Source organism: Campylobacter hominis ATCC BAA-381, assembly GCF_000017585.1.
GTDB lineage: Bacteria > Campylobacterota > Campylobacteria > Campylobacterales > Campylobacteraceae > Campylobacter_B > Campylobacter_B hominis.
Map to the genome: position 1 here is coordinate 1628315 of NC_009714.1, position 25830 is coordinate 1654144.

Annotated in this window: 17 protein-coding genes; 12 read left to right on the plus strand and 5 right to left on the minus strand. The window is 33.4% G+C overall.

What is annotated here, in order from left to right; genetic code table 11:
* Positions 1 to 6 precede the first annotated feature (6 nt).
* The 3 genes from CHAB381_RS08005 to CHAB381_RS08015 are packed head-to-tail and all read right to left on the minus strand — an operon-like array spanning position 7 to position 4099.
* Positions 7 to 2754, minus strand: a complete 2748-nt coding sequence (locus CHAB381_RS08005; protein ID WP_012109530.1) for a M16 family metallopeptidase — start codon at positions 2752 to 2754, stop codon at positions 7 to 9.
* A 40-nt stretch (positions 2755 to 2794) separates the two neighbouring features.
* Complete coding sequence (locus CHAB381_RS08010) at positions 2795 to 3235, minus strand: GatB/YqeY domain-containing protein (RefSeq protein WP_012109531.1); 441 nt, start codon at positions 3233 to 3235, stop codon at positions 2795 to 2797.
* A gap of 9 nt (positions 3236 to 3244) precedes the next feature.
* Positions 3245 to 4099 carry a Ppx/GppA phosphatase family protein gene (locus CHAB381_RS08015; RefSeq protein WP_012109532.1) on the minus strand — a complete coding sequence of 285 codons (855 nt, stop codon included), beginning with the start codon at positions 4097 to 4099 and terminating at the stop codon, positions 3245 to 3247.
* 50 nt (positions 4100 to 4149) lie between these two features.
* Between CHAB381_RS08015 and CHAB381_RS08020 the strand changes: the two genes are divergently transcribed.
* From CHAB381_RS08020 to CHAB381_RS08060, 9 genes are all read left to right on the plus strand, one after another.
* Positions 4150 to 4923, plus strand: a complete 774-nt coding sequence (locus CHAB381_RS08020) for a pyridoxine 5'-phosphate synthase (protein WP_012109533.1) — start codon at positions 4150 to 4152, stop codon at positions 4921 to 4923.
* On the plus strand, positions 4920 to 5849 hold the full coding sequence (gene pdxA, locus CHAB381_RS08025; RefSeq protein ID WP_012109534.1) for a 4-hydroxythreonine-4-phosphate dehydrogenase: 930 nt from the start codon (positions 4920 to 4922) through the stop codon (positions 5847 to 5849). The genes CHAB381_RS08020 and pdxA overlap by 4 nt, the downstream gene beginning before the upstream one ends.
* A gap of 80 nt (positions 5850 to 5929) precedes the next feature.
* On the plus strand, positions 5930 to 8692 hold the full coding sequence (gene napA / locus CHAB381_RS08030; protein WP_012109535.1) for a nitrate reductase catalytic subunit NapA: 2763 nt from the start codon (positions 5930 to 5932) through the stop codon (positions 8690 to 8692).
* A 2-nt stretch (positions 8693 to 8694) separates the two neighbouring features.
* Positions 8695 to 9450 carry a ferredoxin-type protein NapG gene (gene napG, locus CHAB381_RS08035; RefSeq protein ID WP_012109536.1) on the plus strand — a complete coding sequence of 252 codons (756 nt, stop codon included), beginning with the start codon at positions 8695 to 8697 and terminating at the stop codon, positions 9448 to 9450.
* Positions 9450 to 10235 (plus strand): quinol dehydrogenase ferredoxin subunit NapH, encoded by a 786-nt coding sequence (gene napH / locus CHAB381_RS08040; protein WP_012109537.1) that lies wholly within the window; start codon positions 9450 to 9452, stop codon positions 10233 to 10235. The genes napG and napH overlap by 1 nt, the downstream gene beginning before the upstream one ends.
* Entirely contained in the window at positions 10232 to 10726 is a 495-nt protein-coding gene (locus CHAB381_RS08045) for a nitrate reductase cytochrome c-type subunit (RefSeq protein WP_012109538.1), read from the plus strand. Before napH ends, CHAB381_RS08045 begins: the two co-directional genes overlap by 4 nt.
* Positions 10727 to 11191 carry a 4Fe-4S dicluster domain-containing protein gene (locus CHAB381_RS08050; RefSeq protein WP_012109539.1) on the plus strand — a complete coding sequence of 155 codons (465 nt, stop codon included), beginning with the start codon at positions 10727 to 10729 and terminating at the stop codon, positions 11189 to 11191.
* Positions 11188 to 12105 carry a WD40 repeat domain-containing protein gene (locus CHAB381_RS08055; RefSeq protein WP_012109540.1) on the plus strand — a complete coding sequence of 306 codons (918 nt, stop codon included), beginning with the start codon at positions 11188 to 11190 and terminating at the stop codon, positions 12103 to 12105. The genes CHAB381_RS08050 and CHAB381_RS08055 overlap by 4 nt, the downstream gene beginning before the upstream one ends.
* Positions 12102 to 12416 carry a chaperone NapD gene (locus tag CHAB381_RS08060; protein ID WP_012109541.1) on the plus strand — a complete coding sequence of 105 codons (315 nt, stop codon included), beginning with the start codon at positions 12102 to 12104 and terminating at the stop codon, positions 12414 to 12416. The genes CHAB381_RS08055 and CHAB381_RS08060 overlap by 4 nt, the downstream gene beginning before the upstream one ends.
* Positions 12417 to 13133: 717 nt before the next feature.
* On the opposite strand, the gene CHAB381_RS08065 is transcribed toward CHAB381_RS08060, so the two are convergent.
* Positions 13134 to 15224, minus strand: a complete 2091-nt coding sequence (locus tag CHAB381_RS08065) for an RNA degradosome polyphosphate kinase (RefSeq protein WP_012109543.1) — start codon at positions 15222 to 15224, stop codon at positions 13134 to 13136.
* Positions 15225 to 15463: 239 nt separating this feature from the next.
* Between CHAB381_RS08065 and polA the strand changes: the two genes are divergently transcribed.
* Positions 15464 to 18091, plus strand: coding sequence for a DNA polymerase I (polA, locus tag CHAB381_RS08070; RefSeq protein WP_012109544.1), 2628 nt, complete (start codon positions 15464 to 15466; stop codon positions 18089 to 18091).
* A 110-nt stretch (positions 18092 to 18201) separates the two neighbouring features.
* Entirely contained in the window at positions 18202 to 21645 is a 3444-nt protein-coding gene (locus CHAB381_RS08075) for an acyl-[ACP]--phospholipid O-acyltransferase (protein WP_012109545.1), read from the plus strand.
* 822 nt (positions 21646 to 22467) lie between these two features.
* Here CHAB381_RS08075 and CHAB381_RS08080 read toward each other — a convergent pair.
* Positions 22468 to 23241 (minus strand): ABC transporter substrate-binding protein, encoded by a 774-nt coding sequence (locus CHAB381_RS08080; RefSeq protein WP_012109548.1) that lies wholly within the window; start codon positions 23239 to 23241, stop codon positions 22468 to 22470.
* 206 nt (positions 23242 to 23447) lie between these two features.
* Here CHAB381_RS08080 and CHAB381_RS08085 point away from each other — a divergent pair, with 206 nt between their 5' ends.
* On the plus strand, positions 23448 to 25829 hold the full coding sequence (locus tag CHAB381_RS08085) for a ribonucleoside-diphosphate reductase subunit alpha (RefSeq protein WP_012109549.1): 2382 nt from the start codon (positions 23448 to 23450) through the stop codon (positions 25827 to 25829).
* The last annotated feature ends 1 nt before the right edge of the window (position 25830 follow it).

Here is a 25830-nt window from a genome sequence, read left to right on the forward strand (position 1 = left end):
CAAATATTAAAATTTCGTTTTTTCAAATGTATTAGTTGAAATAAGAAAATTTTTCGTGTCCAAATAAACTTTTGCAGCACGCATTATATCATCCGTGTTTATGCTTTGTATAAGCTTTTCAAGCTCTTCCAAATTTAAAAACGGTTCATCCAAAATGATGGAATTTTTTATCATATTTTGCAAAAATTCCGGATTTTGAAAATTTTTGGCTAATTCCACATTTTTTTGCTTTTTAAAATTTTCAAGGTATTTTTCATTAACTTTTTGTGTCTTTAATTCATCAAAAATAGAGTACAGAAATTGCACGATTTTATCTACGTTTTTCGGTTCACTCGAAAAACTTATTACCGTTACAGCTTCGCTATAAGGAAGTTTTTTAAACTTGACACCGCTTGAAATATTATAAACCAAAGAGTTTTCTTCACGTACAAGCTCTCTCATTTTTACATTTAAAATTTCACTTAACGCATTTAAAATATAAGCTTCTTTCAGACTGAATTTTGTTTCATTTCGTAAGAAAATTTGAGTTTTTGCAATATTTTCTTTTAGATATTTTCGTTTAAAATTTTGTCTGCCGCTTATCGCCCTAATTCCATCATCTGAAATTTCGCTGCGTTTTTGTGTGCCATCAAGGTTTGCTATATATTTTCCGGCCAATTTTTTTACTTCATTTTTACTTATATCGCCGACTATTACAAAATCAAATCCGGCACTTTTAAAATTCTCATCCAAAAATTTTTGCAAATCTCTGTTTGTGAAATTTCTCACATCATTTTCGCTTATATAAGTTTTTTTAGGATCATTTTGCCACATAAAATCATTTAACTCTTTTACAAACTTAAAGTCCGCATTTTGCATATTTTTTCTATTTTCATCAATCCAAACCCGTCTGAAACGCGACGTTGCGTTTTCGTCGATTTTGGCATTTTTAATATCCGCAAATATTGCTTTTAAAGCATTCGACACATCTTTTTTGCTTGAAAGAGAATTATATTCAACACAAATATCGTTTAAAGATTTATTCAGGCTGAAATTTTCATTTGCCGTAATTATATTTGTTTCATAATTGTTAAAACCGCCAAGCCCGCTTTCATTTGAAATCATTACGGCAAGCCTGGCTATTTTTGTATTTTCAAAATTACTGAATCCGCCTTTTTTAAAAGCGCTGATATAAATTTCATCTTTTTTATCTGAAATTTCCTTATGTGCCACTTTTACTCCATTTGCAAACTCAAAAATATTTATTCCGTTTTCACTTTTTTCACCAATAGGCTTTTGCACGCTTAAATTCGAATCATCTATAAGCGCGCTTGGTAATTTTTGCAGGTTTTGTGTATCATAAGGTTTAGCAAGTAAAAATTTGGCATAATCGCTCTCTTTTTCATTCAGTTTTTTTTGTGAAATAAGTTCAACCAAAATTCCACCATTACCTGTTATTTGACGAAATTTTTCATTTACATCTTCAAGAGTTATTTCATTAAGCGCAATCTTGGTGAATTTATAACTATCTTCATTACTTAAAATCACACTTTTATCGTCCAGAAATTGCGCTATTTTATGAAGATAAAATGAATTGTTTTGCGTATTTTTAGCCGCATAAAAACTTTCGTTTTGTGACAGAAATTCACTTTTTGCGCCGTCAAAATCCTGTTTGCTGAAGCCGAATTTTCTAACGCCGTTCATTATGCTGAAAATATCGCTCGTAGCGCCTTTAAAATCGCCGTTTAAAACATTTTTTGTAAAAATATTCAACTCTTTTTGATTAAATAAATTTGAATTGTCAAAACCGATTTTATAAAAACTTTCATTATTCGCATTTCGTCTCTCGCTTATAAGATCGATTAAACGCCTTATATATTGCATTTTGATATTCTCTTTAAAACTTTCAAAATCCACAATACCGCCACGAAATTTATCTTCAAAATAAACATTTACGCTCTCGTTCTGTATTTCGTTGTCATATACGTTAAACAGCACAAAGCGGTTAAAAAAGTCTATTTTGCGATTTGGTGCAAGATTTTCGGCACCTTTTATATCGCGCGAAAATTCGGCTTTTATAAGATTTTTGACAACTTTTTCATCAAAATCTCCAACGCAAATCAGACTTATATTTTCAGGCTTATAGTTTTTGTGGTAGAAATTTCTAAGTTTTTCATCGGTTGCGCTTTTAATAATATCCATTTTGCCGATTGGAAGGCGTTTTGAATATATGCTTTTTCCAAAAAGATACGGAATTTCCTGTTTAAAAATTCTCATACCGACGCCGTTTCTCATACGTTCTTCTTCTATTATTATGCCTTTTTCGCCATCAATATCGCTTTGTAGAAAAAGCCCGTCAAATGCCATATTTCTCAATACTTTCAAAGCTGTGGCTATATTTTCACCTTCATTTTTTATGTGAATTTTATAAAATGTCTTATCAAAACTGGTAGCGCCGTTCAGTTCGGCGCCAAATTTCACACCAAGTGATTCAAGTTTTGTTATAAGCTCGTTTTTATTAAAATCTTTCGTGCCGTTAAACATCATATGCTCGCTAAAATGTGCCAACCCTTGCTCGTCGTCGTTTTCGTTTGTAGAGCCTGCTTTTACATACATATAAATTTCAGCACTATTTTTTGGGGTTTGATTTTTAAAAATATAGTAATTAAGTCTATTCTCAAGACTTCCGTGCAATAAATTTTCATCCGTTTTAAACTTCATATCTTCTCCGAAAATAGCCGTTATAAAAAATAAAAAAATTAAAATTTTACGCATCATTCGCCTTTTTATTTAAATTCCAAATTAAAATTTAACGTTATGCCAGATATTTTTTTACAGCTTCGCTAAGTCTTTTTCCGCTAACTTTTGTGCCGATTCGCTCTTTTGCAAGTTTCATAACTTCACCCATGAATTTCATACCGCAAGCGCCGGTTTCTGAAATGATTTTTTTGATCTCATCTTTTAATCCATCATCGCTTAACTCAGCCGGCAAATATGTTTTTATTAATTCTATTTCACCTTGCTCTTTTTTAACCAAATCATCTCTTCCGCCTTTTTTATAAGCTTCAACAGAATCGACTCTGCTTTTTATCTCTTTTTGTAAAATAGAAATAACTCTTTCGTCGCTTAATTTTATTCTTTCATCAACCTCAACCTGTTTAAGCGCTGCATTTACCATTCTTAATGCGTCTCTTTTAAAAGTGTCGCCTGATTTCATCGCAGATTTTATATCTTCTAAAATTTGCTCTCTTAACATTTTTTCTCCTTATATTAAATTTTTCATTTTTGCTATACAAACTCCTTCTCTAAGTCCGTCATCAATAACGATAAACTCGCTATTTGCGAAATTACGAAGCAGCGATTCAAGCAGGATTATACCGCATATTATTAAATCTTTTCTATTTTCGCCAAGTGCAATTTTTGCGGTTTTTTCATCCATTTCGGCTATTTTTTGTCTGAAATTTTCAAAATCTTTAAAATTTAACTTCGTGCCATTTATGAGTTTAGGATTATAATTCTCATAAGTTTGATGAAATTTCAAAGCTGACATTGTAGTCGGCACGCCTGAAGTTAAAATTATTTTATCAGGATTTAAATTTTGCAAAAACTGCACAGCGTTTGCAGTTATTTCATCGATTTTATCATTTTGATTTAAAGAACGGATAATTCCGAACTCAAAACTTTTAAAATTTTGTGTATTTGAAATTTCGGTGCTTGCTCCGCCAAGATCTATAAAAACTGCATTTTTATGCGAAATTTCAAGTTTATTGAGACGGTTTTCTATGGCAAGACGAACAAATTTCGCTTCATTTATGCCGTCAATTATTTTAAAATTTAAACCGAAGCGCGATTTTACGGTTTTAAAAAACTCATCGCTATTACTTGCCATGCGAAAAGCTTCCGTGGCAACAGCCACGTTTGGCGCGCTGAAATCAAAAATTTTACTCATTTTTTCCAATGCGTTTAAAATTCTCTCTTTAGCATCTTCTGCAAGCTTTCCACCAGCTTTAAGACCGCGTGCAGATCCTACTATAGACTCTGAACTTTTTAAAATTTCAAAATTTTCATCCAAAAGTGCGAAACGTAAAGTATTCGAACCAAGATCAATTCCTAACATCATTTTAAAACCTTTTTTTGTTATAATAATATCAAAAATTTTTAGGAGAAATTATGCTTTTAGGTGTAAATATCGATCATATCGCAGTTTTAAGAGAAGCACGTCAAGTAAATGACCCTGATATTTTAATGGGAATGTATGCGGCGATTATTGGCGGTGCGGATCAAATCACTACGCATTTAAGGGAAGATAGAAGACATATAAATGAAAACGATGTCAAAGATATCATAAATCATAGCAGAGTTCCTGTAAATTTGGAATGTAGCATAAATGAAGAAATCATAGATTTTGTTTGCAAATTTCGTCCGCATAGAGCCACTTTGGTACCCGAAAAAAGAGAAGAGCTTACTACTGAAGGCGGATTAAATCTAAGCACCGCAGGACTTGAAAATATTATAAATCGCTTAAAAAACGAAGGAATTAAAGTCTCGCTTTTTATAGATACAAGCAGAGAAAATATAGACATTGCAAGCGAACTTGCAGTAGATTGCATCGAACTTCACACAGGAACTTATGCAAACATTTTTAATATGTTAAACTCAAATATCGCACTTACAAAATACAGCATCAAAAATTATGAAAAATCAAGAGAAGATTTACAAAATTTATTAAAGGACGAATTGGCAAATATAAAGCATTTAGCCGCATATGCAAAAGGTCTTGGTTTAAAAGTGGCTGCAGGTCACGGACTAAATTATCAAAACGTAGCAAGCCTTACAAAAAACAGTGAAATTTTTGAATTAAATATCGGTCAAAGCATAATTGCACGCGCAATTTTTGTAGGAATGAAAACGGCAGTTTGCGAAATGAAAGAGCTGATAAAATGAAACTTGCGATTAGCGTAGGTGATATAAACGGCGTCGGCATTGAAATCGCACTGAAAGCGCACGATGAAATTTGTAAATTTTGCGAACCCGTTTATTTTATAAATCGCGAACTTTTAAATCAGGCTGCCGAAATTTCGGGTTTAAATATACCTGAAAATTTTAAAATTTATGAAGTCGGAAAAAATTTTAAAATAAAACCTGGAAAAGTCAGTAAAAAAAGCGGAAAATTCTCATTTTTATCTTTTACAAAAGCCGTAGAACAATGCAAAAAAGGCGAATTTGACGCAGTTTGCACGTTACCGATAAATAAAGAAGCTTGGAAAAAAGCTGGCATAAAATTTGTAGGACATACAGATTATTTAAGCGTCAAATTTCACAAAAATGCAATTATGATGCTTGGTTGTGATGAACTTTTTACGGCGCTTTTTACAGATCACACGGCACTAAAAAAAGTAAGTTCCATGATAAAAACTGAAAAATTTGCTAAATTTTTATTAAATCTTTATAAATGCACAAAATTTGAAAAAATCGGGGTTCTATCATTTAATCCGCACGCAAGCGATAACGGTGTGATCGGTGGAAGCGAAGAAAAGAAAATCAAAAAAGCCATCAATAAAGCTAACAACTTTTTACAACACGAGATTTTCTTTGGTCCGCTGGTTCCGGATACCGCTTTTACATCACAAAATTTGAAAAATTTTAACCGCATAGCAGCGATTTATCACGATCAAGGTTTAACTCCGCTAAAATCACTATTTTTTGAAAAAAGTATAAATGTAAGTTTAAATTTACCTATAATTCGCACAAGCGTAGATCATGGAACCGCTTTTGATATCGCATACAAAGGTGTTGCTAAAATTTCAAGCTTTATTGAAGCTGCAAGTTGGGCTGTAAAATTATACGAAACTAAAAATTTGAAAAATTAACTAAAATGTAATGATTTACGTCAAGGAAAACCAAGCTTTCAAATGTTAAAATTCATAAAATTTTACACGAGGAGAATTTTGTGAATAGAAGAGATTTCATTAAAAGCACAGCTGCCGCTGCAGCCTGTGCGAGCGCCGGAATCGCACTTCCTGCAAATTTAAACGCAGAAGAAAATCACGGTTGGCGCTGGGATAAAGCCGTTTGCAGATTTTGCGGTACGGGTTGCGGAATCATGGTAGCTACAAAAAACGGCAAAATAGTAGCCGTAAAAGGCGATCCTGAAGCTCCGGTAAATCGCGGATTAAACTGTATAAAAGGCTATTTTAACGCAAAAATTATGTATGGTGATGACAGAATAACAGAACCTCTTTTGCGAGTAAATTCAAAAGGTGAATTTGACAAACATGGAAAATTCGCACCTGTTTCATGGAAAAAAGCTTTTGATGTAATGGAAAAAGAGTTCAAAAAAGCCTATAAAGAAAAAGGTCCGACAGGAATTGCGGTTTTTGGTAGCGGTCAATACACAATCCAAGAAGGATACGCAGCCGCAAAGCTTGTAAAAGCAGGTTTCAGAAGCAATAATATAGATCCGAATGCAAGACACTGCATGGCATCTGCTGTTGTAGGTTTTATGCAAGTTTTTGGAATTGACGAACCGAGCGGCTGTTTTGACGATATAGAATTAACCGATACAATCGTTACCTGGGGTGCAAATATGGCTGAAATGCATCCGATTTTATGGTCTAGAGTAAATGATAGAAAATTAAGTGCGCCTGAAAAAGTAAAAGTCGTAAATCTTAGCACGTTTTCAAGCAGAACTTCAAGTATAGCAGATATTGAAATTATTTTCCGTCCATCTACCGATGTGGCGATTTGGAACTATATCGCAAGAGAAATCGTTTATAATCATCCTGAAGCCATAGATACGGAATTTCTAAAAAATTGCGAGTTTGCGACAGGACCTGTAGATATCGGTTATGGAATGAGAAACAATCCGAACCATCCAAAATTCAGCGAAGCGGAAAAAGACACCGTTTCACATCAGGTTTCAAAAAAATTAAGCCAAGCCGAAGGCGTAAGTCTGGCTTATCTTGGACTGAAAGCAGGCGACACTCTTGAAATGAAAAATGCCAAAAAAGCAGGAAAGCATTGGGCTATCAGCTTTGAAGAGTTCAAAAAAGCGCTTGCTCCTTATACACTTGATTATGTTGCCGAAATCGCAAAAGGTGATGAGAATGAATCTATCGAACAATTTAAAGAAAAACTCCAAAATTTAGCAAATTTATACATTGAAAAAAATCGTAAAATAGTAAGTTTCTGGACTATGGGATTTAATCAACACACCAGAGGAACCTGGGTAAATGAGCAAAGTTATATGGTGCATTTTTTACTTGGAAAACAGGCAAGTCCCGGAAACGGCGCATTTTCTCTTACAGGTCAACCAAGCGCATGCGGAACGGCTAGAGAAGTCGGCACTTTCTGCCATAGACTGCCTGCCGATATGGTTGTAGCAAATCCTAAACATAGAGAGATTACAGAGAAAATTTGGAAACTTCCGGCAGGAACCATAAACCCTAAAAACGGATCGCATTTTGTAGGTCTTATGCGAGATTTGGAAGATGGAAAGGTAAAATTTGCATGGGTACAGGTAAATAATCCTTGGCATAACACTGCAAACGCAAATCACTGGATAAAAGCGGCGCGTGAAATGGATAATTTCATCGTAGTAAGCGATTGCTATCCCGGAATTTCAGCAAAAGTAGCCGATCTTATTTTGCCAAGTGCGATGATTTATGAAAAATGGGGCGCTTACGGTAATGCCGAGCGCAGAACTCAGCACTGGAGACAACAAGTTTTGCCTGTAGGAGACGCCATGAGCGATACATGGCAAATTTTAGAATTTGCAAAACGCTTTAAACTGAAAGACGTTTGGGGCGAACAAAAAATCGATGATAAATTAACGCTTCCTAATGTTTTGGAAGAAGCAAAAACTATGGGATATGATGAAAATGCGACACTTTTTGATATATTGTTTGCAAATGATTATTACAAAGGCTTTAAACCTGAAAAAATTAAATTTGACAATAGCGAAGTAAACGGTGACACAAGAAATGTAAAAGGAAGTGACGGCGAAGTTTTTAAAGGTTACGGATTTTTTATCCAAAAAGCACTTTGGGAAGAGTATAGGAAATTTGGACTTGGACACGGACACGATTTGGCGGATTTTGATACTTACCATAAAGTTCGCGGTCTAAAATGGCCCGTAGTAGACGGAAAAGAAACAAGCTGGAGATTCAATAAAAAATATGATCCTTATGCAAAAAAAGAAGAAACAAGCGGAGATTTCGCATTTTACGGAAATAAAAACAAAAAACTTGATAAAGGCGATTTGATTGGAATAAAAGGCGAAGATAAAGTTGATATAAACAATAAAGCTAAAATTTTCTTCCGCCCATATATGGATCCGCCTGAAATTCCTAGCGAAGAATATCCTTTCTGGCTTTGCACCGGAAGAGTTTTGGAACACTGGCATTCGGGCACTATGACAATGCGCGTACCGGAACTTTATAGAGCCGTGCCGGAAGCGCTTTGTTATATGAATCCTCTTGATGCGGAAAAATTGAAACTTTCTCAAGGCGATACGATTTGGATAGAATCAAGACGCGGAAAGGTAAAAGTCAAAATCGATACAAGAGGCAGAAATATTCCGCCTGTAGGACTTGTATATGTTCCTTGGTTTGATGAAAACGTTTTTATAAATAAAGTTACACTTGATGCAACCTGCCCTCTTTCAAGCGAAACTGATTATAAAAAATGTGCGGTTAAAATTTATAAGGCGTAGATTTGACAAGGCGTGAAATTTTAAAAAATAGCTTTAAACTCGCGATTTTAGCAGCTTCCGGCGGTTTTATGTGGAAAGTTGCAAGCGGCTCAAGACTTCTTGCACAAAATTTTCTAAGACCGCCTGGAGTTTTAAACGAACAGGATTTTTTAGCAAAATGCATAAAATGCGGACTTTGCGTAAAAGTTTGCCCTTATGATACATTAAAACTTGCATGGCCTTGCGAAGCCAAAATCGCAGGTACACCATATTTCACGCCACGAAAAATTCCTTGTTATCTTTGCAAAGATTTGCCTTGCGTAAAAATTTGTCCTACGGATGCTTTAAATTTTGATAGTGTGAGCACAAATAAAAAAGCTGATATTTCAAAAGTAAAAGCAGGAATCAGCGTAATAGATCAAACAAATTGCGTTGCATTCTGGGGAATTCAATGCGATGCCTGTTATCGCGCCTGTCCGTTTATCGATAAGGCTTTACGTTTGGAACTTAAACGAAATGAAAGAACCGGAAAACACGCATTTTTACTTCCTGTCATTGATCCGGCTTATTGCGTAGGATGCGGAAAATGCGAACATGCCTGCATAACAGAAAAAGCGGCGATTTTTGTTTTACCGCGCGAAGTCGGTCTTGGAAATGTCGGTGATAATTATGTCAAAGGTTGGGAAAAAGGCGCCGATAAAAAACTTATAAATGCTGATACAAACGTAAAAATAAACAGACAAAAAGCGATTGACAGCTTAAATAGCGGAGAATTTTAATGAAAATAAATTTTATTCGCAGGGTTGTTACGCTTTCGATTTTGACGCTGTTTTTGCTTGGAAATTTTAAAATTTATGAAATTTTAGTCGGAGATTTAAGCTCATCAGTGCTTTTCGGCAAAATTTCACTAAGCGATCCGTTTGCTGTTTTACAAATAATTTTTACAGGTGTCGGTGTCGGTGCAAGCGCGATTTCAGGCGCTTTAATAGTTTTGATTTTCTATGCGCTTATCGCGCCACGCGCATTTTGCGGTTGGGTTTGTCCGGTAAATTTAATCACTGATTTTGCAAATTTTATAAGGAAAAAATTCGGTTTTTATGAGAATTTTATAAAAATAAGCCCTAAATTTCGATATTTAACGCTTATTTTAAGTTTAATAATGAGTTCCGCTTTAGGAATTCAAGCTTTTGACAATATAAGTCAAGTAGGCGCTTTAACGCGTTCTATCGTATTTTTGAGTGCAGATTTTTTTGGAATATTTATAGTTATTTTTGCTATAGATTGTTTTTTGGGTGAAAGGCTTATATGCTCGAATATTTGCCCGCTTGGCGCATTTTATGCGTTTGTCGGTAAATTTTCGCTTATTAGAATTTTTCACACTTCAGAAAATTGCACAAAATGTATGAAATGTAAAGCCGTTTGCCCAGAAAAACAGGTTTTGGAGCAAATAGCAAAAAAAGATTTTAAAATTTCAAGTGAGTGCATAAGTTGCGGACGATGTGTTGATGTTTGCGAAGATAATGCACTCAATTTTAATATACAGAATTTAAAGGAGAAAAAATGAAATTTGGCTATGTTTTGCTTTGCGGATGCCTTATTTGTGGGGCATTATACGCTAAAACAGATAATTTTAGAAATGATTTTTTTGATGAAAATAAGGTTAAATTAAAAGATATAAATTATACCGCCGAAACGGCCGGAATGTCAAAAAGATTTGATAGAAGCTTCGAAAATTCGCCGCCTCTTATTCCGCACGATTTAGAAGGAATGCTTCCTATTACAGCGGATTTAAATGCCTGTACAACTTGCCATTTGCCGGAATTTGCGGTTGACTTAAACTCAACCTCTGTCCCTAAAACTCACATGGTTGATTTAAGAACCGGAAAAGACGACAATGGAGAATTGGAAACTGCAAGATATGATTGTTTGGCGTGCCATGTTCCGCAAGCAAACGCTAAACCTCTTGTAAAAAATAATTTTAAAGCGGAATTTCGCAGTAAAAACGAAAAACACTCATCAAATTTAATTGACAAATTAAATGAAGGTGTAAAATAATTGAAGAGCGACAAAAGAGCGATTTTTGACAAAATTTTAAGGCGGGAAAATTTCATCTCTCCGCCTTATTTTTCCGGAGAATTTGATTGCGATGGTTGCGAAGCGGTCTGCATAAACGCATGCGATAAAGATTTACTGAAATTTGACGGGAAAAAAGTAAAATTTATACCGAATGAAAAAGGTTGCGATTTTTGCAGAAAATGCGCCGTATCGTGTGAGAATTCGAAGCGCTTAACATTATCTTTAAAATTTCCTGCAAAAATCCACGCAATAGCCGAAATTTCAGTAAATTCGTGCTTGGCTTGGAATGGCGTAGTTTGCTATAACTGCTTTGACATCTGCAAATTCAAAGCGATTGATTATTTTGGCGTTTTTCGTCCTGTTATAAACAATAAATGCGTCGGTTGCGCCGAATGTATCGGATCTTGCTTTAAAAATGCAATCACTTTAAAGGCCGAAGTTTGAGATTTTTAATTGTTATTTTTATTTTATTTGAATTTTCTTTTTCAGAGCTTATTAAAGAGATGGAATTTAACGCAAACGTGCTAAATATAAAACAAATCCGAAAAGATTTTTTAATCTCATTGGATAACGGCGAAATAGAAATTTTAGATGAAAATTTCACACAAAAAATGAATTATAAATTTCCAAAAATAAAAACGTATTTTGGAGATTTGATTGAGAGCAGAATTTTTAGCGCCGACTTGCTTGATGATGAAATTTTAGTGCTTTTAAGCTCTGATTTCGGTGCGCAAAAACTTGAAATTTTAGGCAAAAAAGATTTTGATTTAAAAAGTGAGAATTTTAAAAATGCATTTTTTATAAATAAAAATCTAGCTATTTTGGCGGATTTAAGTGGTGAAATTTACTTTTTCGATTTGCAAAACGGCAAAATGTCAGATCCGATTAAAATTTCAAGTTCGTCTTTAAGCAGTGTCGAAATTTCGCCGAATCGTAAAATTTTGGTTCTCGCAAGCGAAGGCGGAAAAGTTTATGTATTTGATATCATTTCAAAAACAATACTGTCTCAAAAAAGTCTGCATAAAGACCGTATACACGATTTGGCGATTAGCTCAAATCTAAAAATAGCAACCGGTGCAAACGATAAAAGCGCTTCGTTTTTTGATTTTAAAAATGACATCGTCAAAAACTTTGAAAGCGAGTTTTTGGTTTATGCGGTTTCTATCGGCGAAAACGGAAAGACGCTTGCTTACCAAAGTAGCGAAAACGGCGATATAACGCTGATAAACACACAAAATTTTGAAATTTCAAATATAATAAAGACAAATGACGGAAATCTCGGCTCAATCATTTTAAATAACGATTTTATCGTAACTTCGAATTTCGATAAAAAAATAAAGATATGGAGCATAAAATGAATATTTCAAGTGTAATAATTAGAATTAAGGATGATGAAAAATTAAAATCAACGCTGCAAATTTTAAATGATTTTAAAGGTGTTGAAATCGTAACACACGAAAAAAGTAAAATAATAGCAACAATACAAAGTGATAAAATAGATAATCAAATAGCGATTTTTAGAGCAATTGAGGCGCTTGAAAATGTTGAAGACGTTTCTATGGTTTTTGATTACGACGATGAAAATTTCAGTCAAAAAGATGTAAGCGAAATTTTAAATAGCACTAAAGGCGCTATAAAATATTCAGGCGATGTGAATAATAAAATTTAAACAGCTTTTGTCTGCTTGATTGAAACTTTTAAAAGCGGTAAAACATTTTACGTTATAAAACCGAAGTTCTTGCCGTTTACAAACCGAAATTTTTTTAAAATTCAATTATTTATCAAAAAAAAATAAGCTAAATTTTAAAATACTTATAAAAAATCGGCTTTTAAAATTTTATCTAATAAAGCCATATTTAAGCGTGTCTGTAAAAATAAACGGCTTAAAAATGCCGTTTAGTTATAAATTCTGGATAAACTTTTTATATTTATCACAAAATCCACATAATTTTTCACGTCTATATAAAATGCGCCGTCTATGTTAAAATGGCTTTATAATCAAACGAACAAAAATAAGCCGTATCTTCAACATTTAGCAAAAATTAAACAAGCCCGAACTTATTTCGTCCACTTGGCAAATACTAAACGAACCGCTTCAGGTTGAAAATAACTGCGTGTAGTTTTTATATGCCAGCGCATTTTCGATTGGCGCAAGCAAACGAGCGTAAAAATAAACCTTCATAGCGCTTATTAAACTGAAAAATATGAAATTTAAAAACTGAATTTTGTGCGCTTCACTTAAAAATTTCTGCTTTTTACATCTGTTTTGCCAAAATCGCTGCCGTAAATTTCATCCGAATTTCTAACAGCAACGTTCGGCAAATTTTTCGCGATTTATATGCGATGTTTTAAAAAACTCATATAAAAAACAGTCAAAATTTTAATTTTAACTTTCCTTTAACAATTTCGTTGCGATCATACTGATATGATCATCTCGGTGTTTTTGGATATTTTTATAAAGTTTATTATAATAATTTTCCAAATATTCGTGGTTGTTTATCTTTTCGCAACCATCAGGAACTTCGACTTTTTCATATGAACCGCTGTTTTTAAGTTCAAATGCAAGATTATTGTCTTTTATTTGAAGCTTTAAAATTTCTTTCAGTTTATTTTGTAAATTTTCATCATAAATAGGCGTCATAAGCTCCAGCCTGCGTTCTAAATTACGAGGCATCCAATCTGCACTTGAAATGTAAAATCCGGGATTATTGTGCTTAAAATAAAAAATTCTTGCGTGTTCCAAATATTTTCCTACAATTGAAATGACGCGAATATTTTCGCTTACACCTTTAATTCCGGGACGGAGACAGCAAATTCCGCGCACTATAAGATCGATTTTCACGCCTGCCGCACTTGCTTTACAAAGCGCTTTTACCATATCGCTATCGACAAGAGCGTTCATTTTTGCTACGATTCTGCCTTCTTCACCGTATTCTGTTTCCATCATTATCATTTCAAGAAGTCTCTCTTTGATTTGCATTGGCGACATTGAAAGTTTATCGAGTTTGCGATTTTTATTATAACCTGAAAGAATATGGAAAAAATTTGTGGTATCTTTTTCAAACATCTCATCTGTTGTGAAAAAACTTACATCCGTGTAAATTTTAGCACTGCTTCCATTATAATTTCCGGTTCCTAGATGCATATAAAATTTCAATTTTCCGGCATCTTTTTTTATTATTTGTGTAATTTTAGCATGAACCTTAAAACCTGTAATTCCGTAAATTACGTGCGCACCTGCCTGCTCTAAAGCTTTTGCCCAGTGTAAATTGTTTTCTTCGTCAAAACGCGCTTTTAATTCAACCATAGCAGTTACTTGTTTACCGTCATTTGCAGCATCTATCAAAGCTTGCACTATAGGAGAGTTTTTTTCAACTCTATAAAGAGTCATTCTGATAGATATGACTTTCGGATCTTTTGCAGCCTCTTTTATAAGTTTTTCCACCGGATCGAAGCTCTCATAAGGATGATAAATCAAAATATTTTCTTTATCCATTGTAGAAAAAATTGAAACATTTTCATCAAACGGAGGAAGTGTTTTTGGAGCATAAGGCGGATAAGCCAAATTTATAAAATCTTTATTTGAAGTTATTTCCCAAAGTCCATCCAATGTAATCGGAATGCTGTATTCATATACATCTTTGTAAAAAATTTTAAGATGCGCGTTTAGAAATTCCAAAATTTCAGGATCCGCATCTTTTTGAACTTGCAAACGCACAAAAGCACCGCGACGTCGAAGTTTTAATCCCTCTTCAAGGATAATCATAAAATCATCAGCTTCCTCTTCTTCAATCACAATATCAGCATTTCTTGTGACACGAAATGCAGCCGAACTTATTAATTTATATCCAGGAAAAATTTCTTCCGCGTGGCGTCCTACGATACTTGAAATAGGAACATATGTATCATTTGCAACTTTTACAAATCTTGGAAGCACGCGCGAAATTCGTATCATACCGAAATGCACGCTTTCAGGATTATTTTCTTCTCGAAGTTTTACCGCAAGCGCGAAACTGAGATTATTCAGATGTGGAAAAGGACGTGTAGAATCCACGGCTATCGGAATGATAATCGGCATAATTTGAGTGAAAAAAAACTCATCCGCTTTCGCGCTGAGCTCTTCGTCAAGCTCATTGTAATTTTTTATAAAAAGTCCTTTATTCGCCAATTCGTTTTTAATTTTAAAATATTCGTTTTCAAGTTCATTTTTTTCATTTTGCAAATAAGCGCGAATTTCACGAAGCTGATCAAGAGGCGTCATTTCATCGTTTCCGCTGACTACAATTCCTGCTGTAAAAAGTTGTTTTAATCCGGCAACTCTGATCATATAAAATTCATCCAAATTTGTGCAATAAATAGCCAAAAACTTTAATTTTTCTAAAAGCGGAATATCTTTTTTACATTGTTCAAGCACGCGAGAGTTAAATTTCAACCATGAAAGTTCACGATTTATAAATATATTTGTATTTTCGCTCATTTTGTCCTCCAAAAATTTTTGTATAAAATTATATTAAATTTTTTATAAAAAAGATTTAAAAAAAGAAGATCAGAAAAATCTTATAAAAATATTTTAAAATTTTTATTAGATTTCCTGCAAGTTTATTTTTACCGTAAAATATAGATAAATACGATATTCTGTTTAGAATTTAACTTTTAATGTTTGTGAATTTTAAGTCCTTTTTCGCTAAAATCCAATAAAAAATTTCAAGGAATATTATGAAAACTTTAACGATTATAGATACTTTCGGCTTCTTTTTCAGACTTTTTTACGCACTTTCTTCATTAAAAAACAAAGACGGCAAACCAAGCGGAATGATTAGCGGATTTGCAAATTTCATAGCAAACCTAAAAAATGAATTTAATAGCGATTATATCGTATTTGCACTTGACAGCAAAGGTAAAACATTTCGCTCAGATATAGATCCGAACTACAAAGCAAACCGCCCGGAGCCGCCAAAAGCGCTTTTGGATCAACTTCCTGTTTGCATAGAAATGATAGAAAAAATGGGGCTTTGCTCTTTTTGTCAGGAAGGATATGAGGCTGATGATATAATCGCCAGTTTCGTTAAAAAATACTCTAAAAATATGCAAATAAACATAGTTACGCACGATAAAGATTTGTATCAGCTGATAGGCGAAAACGTACGGGTTTACAGTCCTGCAAAAAAAATGCTTTACGACCGTGACGGCTGCTTTGAAAAATACGGCGTTTGGCCTGAGCAGGTTCGCGATTTTTTAGGAATTTGCGGCGACAGCGCCGATAATATCCCGGGAATCAAAGGCATAGGCGAAAAAGGCGCAAAAAAGCTACTTGAAAATTTCGGCTCACTTGAAAAAATTTATGAAAATATTGATAACTTACCGCAAAATCGCCAAAAAGATCTTCTTATTGAAGGCAAAGAAAATGCGTTTATGAGTAAAAAACTTGCTTCGCTTTACGATGGACTTGAAGTTCCTGATCTTCTTGGAGCAGAGTTTCCGACCGAAAATCCGCTTTTAAAAATTACTGAAATTTTAAAAGAATACAATTTAAACAGAATTTTATCCGCACTTGAAAATTCCAAAGATACAGATAAAACACTTAATTTCAAAGCCATAACAGTCAGTACAAAAGAGCAGGCAGATAAAATTTTAAACGATTTGGAAAATGTAAAAGAAATCGCATTTGATACGGAAACCACGAGCGTGGATAGTCATAATGCCAAAATCGTAGGATTTTCGTTTTGTTGGGATGAAAAATCAAGCTTTTACGTACCTTTAGCTCACAGCTATCTTGGAGCGCCGGATATGCTTGATAAAAATATAGCAAAGCGCCTTATTGAAGCGATTTACACCAAATTTATAATAGGTCAAAATTTAAAATATGATTTTCGCATAGTAAGAAATAATTTTGGATTAAATCCACCAGCAAAATATGCCGACACGATGATTTTGGCATGGCTAATGGATCCTGATAACAGCGTAGGAATGGATAATCTTGCAAAAAGATATTTTGATTATGATACTATAAAATTTGAAAATGTAGTCAAAAAAGGAGAGAATTTTTCAAGCGTGGATGTAAAAAACGCTGCAAATTACGCGAGTGAAGACGCATGGATAACTTTGAAATTTTATAAGAAATTTTGCGGAATTTTAAGCACCGAGCTTTTGGATTTAGCAAAAAATTTGGAATTTCCATTTATAAAAGTGCTTCTTAATATGGAAGAAAACGGCATAAAAATGGATATTTCATCATTAAAAGAAATGATAAACGAAATCGCAGAACAACTTAAAATTTTAACGAATGAAATTTATGATTTAAGCGGCGAAAATTTTAATATAAACTCGACTAAACAGCTTGGCGAAGTTCTTTTTGAACATCTTGGCCTACCGGCGAAGAAAAAAACAAAAACAGGTTACAGCACGAATGAAAGTGCGCTTAGCGCTATTTCAGAACTTCACGCTGTAGTTCCTAAAATTTTAGCCTACCGCGAACTTTATAAACTTCAAAGTACCTACACAGAGCCGCTTTTAGCTCTAGCTTTAAAAAACGATGAAAACAGAATTTTTTCAAATTTCTTGCAAACAGGAACCAGCACAGGAAGACTTTCAAGCAAAAATCCTAATCTGCAAAATATACCGGCTCACGGGTCAATGGCCGTGCAAATGAGAAATTGTTTTGTCTCAAAAGACGGATTCAGTTTCGTGGGTCTTGATTATTCGCAAATCGAACTTAGGCTTCTAGCGCATTTTAGTCTTGACAAAGAGTTACTAAGAGCTTTCAGAGAAGATGAAGATATTCACTCAAGAACCGCTATCAGTATATTCGGAACAAGCGATAAAGAAAAACGCGCGGTTGCCAAAACAATAAATTTCGGACTGATTTACGGAATGGGAGCGAGCAAACTTTCAAACGAACTTGGCATAAGCAGAAGCGACGCCAAAGACTATATAGAAAAATATTTCAAAGCATTTGCAAGCATAAAAAATTTTATGGAAAATTTAAAAAGCGAAGCGAAAAAAAATGGCTACACAACAACTCTTTTCGGAAGAAAAAGATATTTTGATTTTGCAAACGCCACACCTATGCAATTTGCAATGTATGAAAGAGAAAGTGTAAATACCAAATTTCAAGGCAGCGCCGCTGATATCATAAAAAAAGCAATGGTTGAAATTTCTCCGTTTTTAAATGAAAATACAAGACTTCTTCTGCAAATTCACGATGAACTGATTTTTGAAGTAAGAGATGATATGAGCGAAAGTTTCGGCAAAAAAATGCAAGAAATTATGCAAAATGTCGTTAAACTGAATGTTCCGTTAAAAACCAGTTTAAGCATAAACAAGCGTTGGGGCGATTTAAAATAAAATTAAAAAATTCTGAATTTTACATATAAACAGCTTTTTTAAGTCATTAAATTTTAAACAAATTTTAGATAAAATCCAATAGTTTATTTTTATTTACAAAAAGGTTTTTTATGCGAAATGTAATAAATTTAATAGGTTTTGTTCCATTTTTAATTGTTATGTTTTTAAATGCCGGAGTCGATTTGGGTCATAAAATAACAATTCAAAACATTTTAGTTAAAAATTTCAGCGGCGATACACTGATTATTTTAAGCTCGGTTATAAATTTATTGATCCTGCTTCCTTTTGTTTTAGCTTTTTCGCTTTCAGGATTTTTAAGTGATAAATTTTCCCGCACGACAATCACAAGAATATGCGCTACTTTAGAAATTTTACTAACTCTCTTAATTACGATTTTTTATTATTTCGGCTTTTTTTATGCAGCTTTTGCAGCGACGATTTTACTTGGTATTGAATCCGCGATTTATTCGCCGGCAAAATACGGTTTGATAAAAAAACTGGTAGGAGCCGAAAATTTAGGTGTAGCAAACGGTCTTGTCCAAAGTATAACAATCGTAGCGATTTTGATTGCAAGTCTTGCTTTTTCCATTATTTTTGAAGAATATGTAGATGGCTCAAATATCGCCGAAATGCTTCATTCGATTTATTTTATCGGTATTATTTTGTTTATTTTAGCCGTAGTTCAAACTATTTTTACATTTAAAATTCCGTTTTTCGAGCCGACAGATGAAAAGCTGAATTTTGATAAGAAAAAATATTTCAAATTCAATTATCTTGTAGAAAATTTAAAAATTTTATTCAAAAGCAGAAATCTTTTTCTTTGTATAATTGGAATTTCGGTGTTTTGGGGAATGTCGCAACTGATCATCGCTACTTTTCCTGCGCATTTTAAACTTATTACAGGAAGTGATAATGTAGAAATCATTCAATTTATCCTTGCCGTAAGTATTATAGGAATCATAATAGGATCGGCAATTGCAGGAAATTACTGTAAAAAGCACATAGAGATCGGAATGGTGCCTTTTGGCTCATTCGGGCTGTTTATTTCGGTTTTGATTTTTGCAAATGCAAGCAATATCTTTTGGATGTGCGTAGGTTCGTTTGCATTTGGATTTAGCGGTGGAATTTTCATCGTTCCGTTAAATGCGAACATACAATTTTTCACGCCTGAAAAACAAATGGGTCGTGTTCTTGCAGGAAGCAATTTTTTCCAAAACATTTTTATGGTTTTATTTTTAGTATTTGGCGTAATGCTTGTATATTTTAAAATTCCGACAAACGGAATTTTTTCTATTTTAGCTGTTTGTATGCTGATATGCACATTTATAGCAATCAGAAACTTACCGCATTTATTTACCAGAATTTTGGTTTGGCCGCTTTTTAGGCTCGGTTTTAAAGTAAATGTCGGAGGAGTGGAAAATATTCCTCAAAAAGGTGGAGTTTTGCTTCTTGGAAACCATATAAGCTGGATAGATTGGGCTATGGTGCAAATTGCAGCGCCGCGCCCGATAAAATTTGCTATGTATAAAAGTTTTTACGATATTTGGTATTTGCGTTGGTTCTTTAAAATTTTCGGCGTTATACCTATCGGACTTGGAGTAAGCAAAAGTGCAATAGAAAAAATACATGAACTTCTAAATAACGGTGAAGTTGTGGCGCTTTTTCCGGAAGGTCATATCAGTTATAACGGAATTTTAGATGAATTTAAAAGCGGTTTTGAGCTTGCAGCAAAAGATGCAAATGCAGTTATAGTTCCGTTTTATATACGTGGGCTTTGGGGCTCAAGCTTTTCGCGCGCAAACAGCTATTACAAAAAAATAAGCACGCATGGAAAAAGATATATTAGAGTTGATTTCGGCGCACCTATGGATATAAACTCAACCGCAAACGAAGTCAAAAACAAAGTAATTGAATTATCATTTTTCAGCTGGACAAATCAAATTTTAACACTTGAACCGATGCAGTTTAATTGGTTCAAACAGGCCAAATCAAATCTTTTTAAAACAGCAATGATAGATTCAACAGGGGCGAATTTAAATAACCTGAAAGTAATTACAGGCATAATTTTATTTATAAATAAAATGGAACACCTTTTTAAAGGTCAAAAAAATATCGGTGTTGTTTTACCGTCATCCGTAGCAGGTTCAATTACAAATCTTATGCTTTTTATGTTAGGAAAAGTCAGTGTCAATTTAAATTATACTTTAAGCGAAGAAAATTTAATAAAATGTGTAGAAATCGGTGAAATAAAAACAATAATCTCATCAAGAAAATTTGTAGAAAAATTAAAAGATCGCGGATTTGATTTACAAAGCAGTATCGGCAATAAATTTATATTTTTGGAAGATATAAAAGATAAAATTTCAAAACGTGATAAAATTTGCGCACTTTTAAAGGCGCTTTTGCTTCCAAAATTTATGTTGGAGTTTTTATATTTTGCAAATGTGAAAATAGACGACGAAGCTACGATTTTGTTTAGCAGCGGAAGTGAAGGAACACCAAAAGGCGTAGTTTTAACACATAAAAATATTATGGCGAATATAAAACAGCTTATAGAGCTCGTAAATGCGAATGAAAATGACGCAATTTTGGCAAGTTTACCTATTTTCCACTGTTTCGGTCTTACGGTTACTACATTATTACCTTTAAGCGAAGGAATTTTAAGTGTTCATGTTCCTGATCCTACCGACGCGGCTACTATAGGAAAAATGTCGGCTAAATTTAGAACTACCATAATGTTCGGAACTTCTACATTTTTTAGAATTTATACACGTTCTAAACGCATAAATCCGCTTATGTTCAGTTCAATCCGTTTTGCTATTGCAGGAGCTGAAAAATTAAATCAAAGCACAAAAGAAGATTTTAAAATGAAATTCGGAATTACGATTTATGAGGGTTACGGCACTACAGAAACAACGCCTGTAGTATGTGTAAATACACCAAGCATACTGGAACCTGAATTTTTTCAAGAATTAAAATTCTCAAAAAACGGAACTGTAGGCTTGCCGCTTCCTGGTACAATTGTAAAAATTGTAGATCCTGATACTTTAAAAGAACTTCCTGTAGGAACTGAAGGACTTGTAATAATAGGCGGTTTGCAAGTAATGAAAGGCTATTATAAAAACGACAAAAAGACAAAAGAAGTCATCACGGAAATTGACGGCGTAAGATATTATAAAAGCGGCGATATCGGTTTTATTGACAATGACGGCTTTTTAACGATTACGGATCGTATTTCAAGATTTGCAAAAATCGGTGGCGAAATGATAAGTTTGGGCGCCGTAGAATCACTACTAAGTGAAATATTTAAAGATGAAATATCATTTTGCTGCACAAATGTAGACGATGCAAAAAAAGGTGAAAAAATTATAATGCTTTACATGGGCGAAATTGATGAAAGTGAAATAAAAAAGCGAATTTTAGACTCAAAAATCGCTTCAATTATGCAACCAAGCGTTATTTATAAAATAGATCAAATTCCACTTCTCGGCTCAGGAAAAATAAATCTGAAAGCTTTAAAAGAGCTGGCAGTAAAACTTGAAAATGGAAAATAATAAATTTTTAATTGCTTTGGAATTTTAAGGCTTAAATAAAAATATATGGCGATTTTAAAGACAAAAACCGCCATATATTTGCCTTAATAAATTTTTTTACTATGTTTTCAAAAAAATATTTTACAATTTTATTTATAAATATATTCGGACAGTATTCAAAAAAACAATAAATTATATAAAAAATGAAAAGAACTTTATAAAAAAAAGTGCAATTTTAGTAACGGACGTACTTGCGGCAAATCAGCTTTCTGTTATGACAGCTATTACAGCGTACCCGATTGCGATAAAGGTTATAAAAAAGTCGCCGCTTTTAGCGGTAGAGATAAAAATAAGAGATTTTTTTTGATTTGACTTTTTCTTTGTAGGAACTATAAAAATTTTTTTTAACGAAAAAATGCAATAACAATATGCCGATATTGATGAATTAAATTTTACTTTCAAAAAAAAAAAAAAAAAACGAATTTAAAACATAATTTAAACGAAAGTGTAAATTCTAATACATTTTCGGAAGATTTTTTATTTGATATTGAATTTGTATTATCAGAAAAACAAAAAAACGGACAATAAAATTTATAACCGAATAAATTGCCAAGATGACGAAAATGAAGAAGAATATTATTACAAGCCTATGAAACCTAAAATATAAAAGATAACGACGGCTCTATAAAATATCAATGTTTTATTTTAATAAAATCCGGAAATATCGAAAGAGTATGATTTTGGCGATTATAGCGTTTGTTTGGATTTGCAATTCAATACAAAGCAATTATTTTTAAAAATAAAAACTCAAAATTTCAAAGTGGAATTAAAATTCCACTTTTTTTATTTTACTTTATATTTAGCTAAAATTTTAGCTATTGTGCCATCATTTTTCATAGATTCTAAAGCCGAATTGATTTTAGCAAGTTCACCTGCGTGAGTGCCTTTTTTGGTAATGATGCAAAACTCGCCGTCATCCGAACTTTCTATATGAAATATTTCAAGTTTTTTACCCAAATTCAACTCTCTTAACATATCAAGACCCATTTTATCTTTTTCAGATACATTTTCGTAATCATTAAAAAGCACACTTGGAGCATTTGTAGATTCTACTATAATAGCATCCACTTTACCTGTTTTTGCGACAACTATCAAATTTACCAAACTGCCGGCTACAATAACCTCTGCATCAGGTATACTTTGCGCAAGTCTTTCTTGAACGCTTTTCGAATTTATTACACCTATTTTTTTGCCGATTAAACTATCTTTTGAAATAAAATCATTTCCTTGTTCAGCTACAAAAAGTTGAGTAGCTTCATAGTACTTATCCGAAAAATCAAATTTAGCGCTTCTTTCGGCAGTTTTTGCTATGGATGAAATTGCGAAATCAGCTCCCAAATCAAGCTCGTCTCCTATTCTCTCGAACGAAGTTTGCACAATTTCATAATCAAAACCAGCTCTTTTTGCAACGTTGTCTAAAATTTCCATATCAACCCCTGTGTATTTTCCGTCTTTCATATATGAAAACGGCGGATCATCAGGACTTGTTACAAATTTTAAAGTTTGCGAAAAAGACAAGCCGCAAAAAACAAGCAACATTACTAAAATTTTTTTCATTTTTTATCCTTTATTAATAATTCAAAAATATATTTTACAATAATTTATTAAATTTTTAAAGTAAAAGAAAACTTTTTGGAAACATTAGATAAAATAAATTTTTAAATTTCAGGATATACAATTTAATCAATCACAATTTTATAAATGCAAAAAACTAAAAAATTTATAAAATTTTGATTGATTATGGAAATTAACAAAGGAATTTTATGAAAGTAGTAAAACGAAACGGTCGAACCGAAGAATTGGATATTTCTAAGATTAGAAAATACACAAGAGAATCAATTGAAGGGCTTGATAACGTTAGTCTCAGCGAACTTGAATTGGACGCTAAAATTCAGTTTAGAGATATGATTTCAACGGAAGAAATTCAACAGACTTTGATAAAAACGGCAGTCGAAAAAATAGATGTTGATCAACCTAACTGGACATTTGTCGCAGCTCGCCTTTTTCTTTACGATTTATATCACAAAGTAACGACTTTTAACGGATACAATTCACTTAGAGAATATTTTGAGCGCGGCGAAAAAGAAGGTAAAATTTTGCTTGGTTTAAAAGAAAAATATGATCTTGATGATTTACAAGATTATATAAAACCTCAAAGAGATTTACAATTTACATATCTTGGAATAAAAACTCTTTATGATAGATATCTGTTAAAAGATAATGAAGCAAGACCGATTGAACTGCCTCAACAAATGTTTATGGCTATTGCTATGTTCTTGGCACAAAATGAACTTGATTGTCAAACATGGGCAAAAAAATTTTACGATTTACTTTCAAAATTTGAAGTTATGTGCGCTACGCCGACTCTTTCAAACGCAAGAACACCGCGCCACCAATTAAGCTCATGTTATGTAGGAAGTACACCTGATAATATTGAAGGAATTTTTGACAGTTTTAAAGAGATGGCTCTGCTTTCAAAATTTGGCGGCGGAATCGGTTGGGATTGGAGCAAAGTAAGAGCAATCGGAGGAAGCATAGACGGAAATAAAAATGCGGCTGGCGGAATTATACCGTTTCTAAAAATTACAAACGATATAGCAGTCGCAGTCGATCAGCTTGGAACAAGAAAAGGCGCGATCGCCACATATATAGAAACTTGGCATATGGATATAGGCGATTTTTTGGATTTGCGTAAAAACTCAGGCGAAGAAAGAAGAAGAGCTCACGAACTTTTCCCTGCACTTTGGATAAATGACCTTTTTATGAAGCGCCTTGAAAAAAATGCAAACTGGACTCTTTTTGATCCTGCGGAAGTCTCTGATTTATGTGATTGTTACGGCGAAGAATTTGAAAAAAAATATATAGAGTATGAAAATAATTCCAAAATTTCAAAATCTCTTATACCGGCAAAAGAACTTTGGAAAAAAATTCTGACAAGCTGCTTTGAAAGCGGAATGCCGTTTTTGTGTTTTAAAGATAATGCTAACAAAGCAAATCCTAATGCACATGAAGGTATCATTCGCAGTTCTAATCTTTGCACGGAAATTTTCCAAAACACAAGGCCGAATCACTATAAAATCAAAGTAACATTTAACGATGGAAGTATTAAACTTTTTGAAGAAGAAGACGATATTACTTTGGATAACGGACTAATTAAAAAAGGTAAAAAAATCACATCGCTTGATGCGCTTGACGGAAAAGATGTATTTTGTGTAGAAAAAGCTTACGACGAAGGATTAACGGCGGTTTGCAATCTTGCAAGTATAAATTTAAGCAAAATAAATACAAAAGAAGATATACAAAGAGTAATGCCGATTGCAATAAGAATGCTTGATAATGTAATTAATCTAAATTTTTATCCGCACATAAAAGTAAAACACACGAATTTAAAAACAAGAGCTATCGGACTTGGCGTAATGGGCGAAGCGCAAATGCTTGCTACAAAAGGAATTCCTTGGGGAAGCTACGAGCACTTCGAGTTTATTGATAAAATTATGGAAAATATCAGCTACAACGCAATTTTGGCAAGTTCCAATCTTGCGATTGAAAAAGGAAAATATCCTGATTTTGAAGGATCGAATTGGAGTAAAGGAATAATGCCAATAGACCTTGCAAATGAAGAAGCAAAAGCTTTGGTAAAACGTGGCGGACTTTTTGATGAAGACGGTTGCGATTGGAAATATTTAAGAGAAAAAGTAAAAAAAGATGGAATGAGAAACGGATATTTAATGGCGATTGCGCCTACGTCAAGCATTTCCATACTCGTCGGAACGACTCAAACAATTGAGCCTGTATATAAAAGAAAATGGTTTGAACATAATCTTAGCGGAATGATTCCGGTTGTTGTGCCGAATTTAAGTCCTGATACTTGGCAACTTTATACTCCTGCTTACGAACTTGATCAAAGACTTTTGATAAAAGCGGCGGCAGTACGCCAAAAATGGATCGATCAAGGACAAAGTCTGAATATTTTTATTTCACTTGAAAAATCAAGTGCAAGAATTTTAAACGACATTTACACTCTTGCTTGGAAACTCGGCTTAAAATCAACATATTATTTAAGAAGTCAAAGCCCGGATTCATCTGTAGTAGATAAAAAACCGGATGTGGTGGATAGAAGTATAGAATGCACAGGATGCCAATAAA